Source organism: Clostridioides sp. ZZV14-6153, from assembly GCF_020657855.1.
Lineage (GTDB): Bacteria > Bacillota > Clostridia > Peptostreptococcales > Peptostreptococcaceae > Clostridioides.
This window is the reverse complement of record NZ_JAGWCZ010000039.1, coordinates 1-3,080: the sequence shown is the minus strand read 5'-3', so window position 1 is coordinate 3,080 and position 3,080 is coordinate 1. Positions and strand designations below refer to the sequence as shown.

Sequence of the window (3,080 nt, the reverse complement as noted above, 5' to 3'; positions counted from 1 at the left end):
TGATTGATAAAATTAAACTTTGCGTCATTACAGATATAATACCTGACATAAATAAAACACTCCTTTGAAAATATTTTTATAATTTTAATTATTTGCTAATTTTGTATATAAAAAAACCACATAGTATACACAACTATGTGGTAAAAACACGAATAAGCCACATAGTATAATCTACGTGGCTCTTATATAGTTAAATGAAAACTCTATAAACAATATAGCCTACATAGATACAATCCCAAAGTTTTGCTAGTCTTAAGGGGTCTGTATCTATGTTAAAACGTAGGTACAAACCCTAGAAATAGTGGCTATAGTAATAATAATATTTTTTATTGTTTAATAAAGTATTCATAATTATCTCTCCCTTTTAATATTTTAATTAGTCAGAAAATTATATGTATTCTTGACTTGTTATAAATTATAAATTATACAATAATAAAAGTCAACTGCTAAATTTAATTAAGATACTACATAGTATATACATAGAATTTTTAAAAGAGAATACATCAATTGAAAAAAACGTTATCCTAAACTTGTAAATTAAATGGAATTTTTGTGAAAAAATATCTAATTAAAGGAAAATATGGATTAAGATAGAGCTGTAGCTATTAAAATTTATAAAAAAAAGCTGTCTAAGAAATTTAAATTTCTATTTAGACAGCTCAAATAATGATTAGAAAGTTATACAACTTTCATAATCTGTCGTCAAAATAGACGACTTTTATGGAAAATGAATAACTTTATATGCAATAAATTGCTACAATAAGTACAATTTTCAAAGGGTTAGGGTGGATAAGAGTACTTACTATATAAAGTTTTCATATTACCTACTTTTTTGAATTTACTACATTTTACTCTGCAGATTTTGCATTTTTATCTGACTTTATATACTTTATATTATCTGCTGATAGCTTTTGCATGTCAAGTGCTTTTAGTGTATCTTCATTGATTATTATTTCAGTTTCATCTAACATAGTAACAGGTATATCACCAACAGGTTTACCCTCTAACACTTCAATAGCAAGCTCTCCAGCCTTGTAACCTAGTTTTTCATAGTCTATTCCACAACAAGCTAAAGCACCAGATGATACAGAGCCTTCTTCAGAAGCTATTATAGGTATTTTGTTTTCATTAGCTACTTTAGAAACTATAGGCATAGAAGAAACTATTAAATTATCAGTAGGAACATACAAAACATCTATTTTGCCAACTAAACTAGAAATAGCTTGGTTAACTTCACTTGAAGAACTGATTCCTTTTTCAACAACTTCATAATTATTTTTCTTAGCATAATCATGTAGAGAATCAACTTGTATTTTTGAATTAACTTCACTAGTATTGTATATAACACCTATTTTCTTTGCTTTTGGAGTTAAAGTTTTAACCAATTCTAGTGTTTTATCAATTGAAAGATAATCTGATGTACCTGAAACATTTCCACCTGGTTTTTCAAGAGATTTAACTAATCCAGCCTCTACAGGGTCTGTAACAGCAGTCATGATTATAGGTATATCTTTAGTAGCATTATAAGCTGCTTGAGCTGAAGGTGTAGATATAGCATATATCAAATCTTTTTTATCAGATACAAATTTACTTGCGATACTTTGTGTAGTAGGCATATCATTTTGAGCATTTTGGAAGTCTATTTTTATATTATCTCCATCCTTATAACCTTTATCTTTTAGTGCCTTTATGAATCCCTGTTTTGCCTTATCTAAAGATGGATGTTCTACTAATTGAGTGATTCCTATATTTTTTATTTCTTTATTGTCTGTTTTTTCTTTGTCTTTTGAAGTATCAGAACCTCCATTTTGAGAACATCCAGTGAGCATTGATACTCCTAGTACTCCTGCTACAATTAAACTTACTATTCTTTTTTTATTAATCATTTTTATATCCCCCTCAAAAATTTTGTTATTATATATGTTCATATATTCATATGAATTGTTGTAGTATTGCTAAAAATATTATGATATTAAAAATATTTTATAAATAAACCAATTTGTAAATAAACTAAGATTAAATTATTGTGATAGCTATTTTTTAAACAGCATATTCAAATTTTTCTAAGATTTCTTCTATAGTCAATTTTTCTTTTTCTCTACCATTTACATCTAAAACAACTTCACCTTTATGAAGCATTATTAATCTATCTCCATATTGAAGTGCATGCTTTAAGTTGTGAGTTACCATAAGAGTAGTTATATTTTTTTCTCTTACAATTTTATCAGTTAATTCAATTACTTCATTTGATGTCTTTGGGTCAAGTGCCGCTGTATGTTCATCTAATAATAGAACCTTAGGGCTTGCTAAGCTAGACATAATTAGTGAAAGTGATTGTCTTTGACCTCCTGAAAGATACTGTACTTTAATATCTAGGTATTTTTTTAAATCTAGAGAAATTCCTTCAAGTAAGTGCTCTAAGTCATTTGTTTTATGACGAAGACATCTCTTTAAATTTAGCAATTTCCCCTTATTAAGAGCAAGAGATAAATTTTCTCTAACTGTCATAGAAGGACAAGTTCCTAAACTTGGGTCTTGAAAAACTCTACTTACTATTTGAGTTCTTCTATGTTCAGCTAAATTTGTTATATTAGTATTATCTAAAGTGATTTCACCAGAGGATTCTTTTATAAGACCCGATATTATATTTAATAAAGTAGATTTACCAGTTCCATTACTACCTATGATACTTACAAATTCACCATCTTCTATACTAAGAGATAAATTTTCAAATATAGTGTTGGGTTGACCATATGGATTTGGGAAACTCTTTGAAATATTTTTAATTTGTAACATCTATAACACCTCTTTTTTCAGATTTATTTTTGGTACTAGCTTTGCACTTGTTTTTTTTAGTGAGATATTTAAATTACCAGTAGCTAAGAAAGCTATTATAACTATGGCAGTTATCAGTTTTAAATCAGTTGATAACATACCTAAACTCATTGCAAAGTATATAGTGAATTGGTATATGAAAGAGCCAACAATTATTGCAGTAGTATTTTTAATAAAAGTGAATTTCTTAAATAATGTAATACCAATTATGATAGAAGCAATTCCAAGTACTAAAGTTCCAATAC

Annotated in this window: 2 protein-coding genes and 1 pseudogene; all 3 read right to left on the bottom strand. The window is 27.4% G+C overall.

All coding sequences use genetic code 11. The features are described 5' to 3' along the window. Nucleotides 1-848: 848 nt before the first annotated feature. Entirely contained in the window at nucleotides 849-1,886 is a 1,038-nt protein-coding gene (locus KGF46_RS19660) for an ABC transporter substrate-binding protein (protein ID WP_227843072.1), read from the bottom strand. Between the two features lie 154 nt (nucleotides 1,887-2,040). After that, the gene (locus tag KGF46_RS19655; protein WP_227830491.1) at nucleotides 2,041-2,796 is read right to left on the bottom strand and encodes an ATP-binding cassette domain-containing protein; all 756 of its coding nucleotides are present in this window, start codon (nucleotides 2,794-2,796) and stop codon (nucleotides 2,041-2,043) included. Then, a pseudogene (locus tag KGF46_RS19650) lies at nucleotides 2,797-3,080 on the bottom strand (ABC transporter permease); the annotation flags it as partial.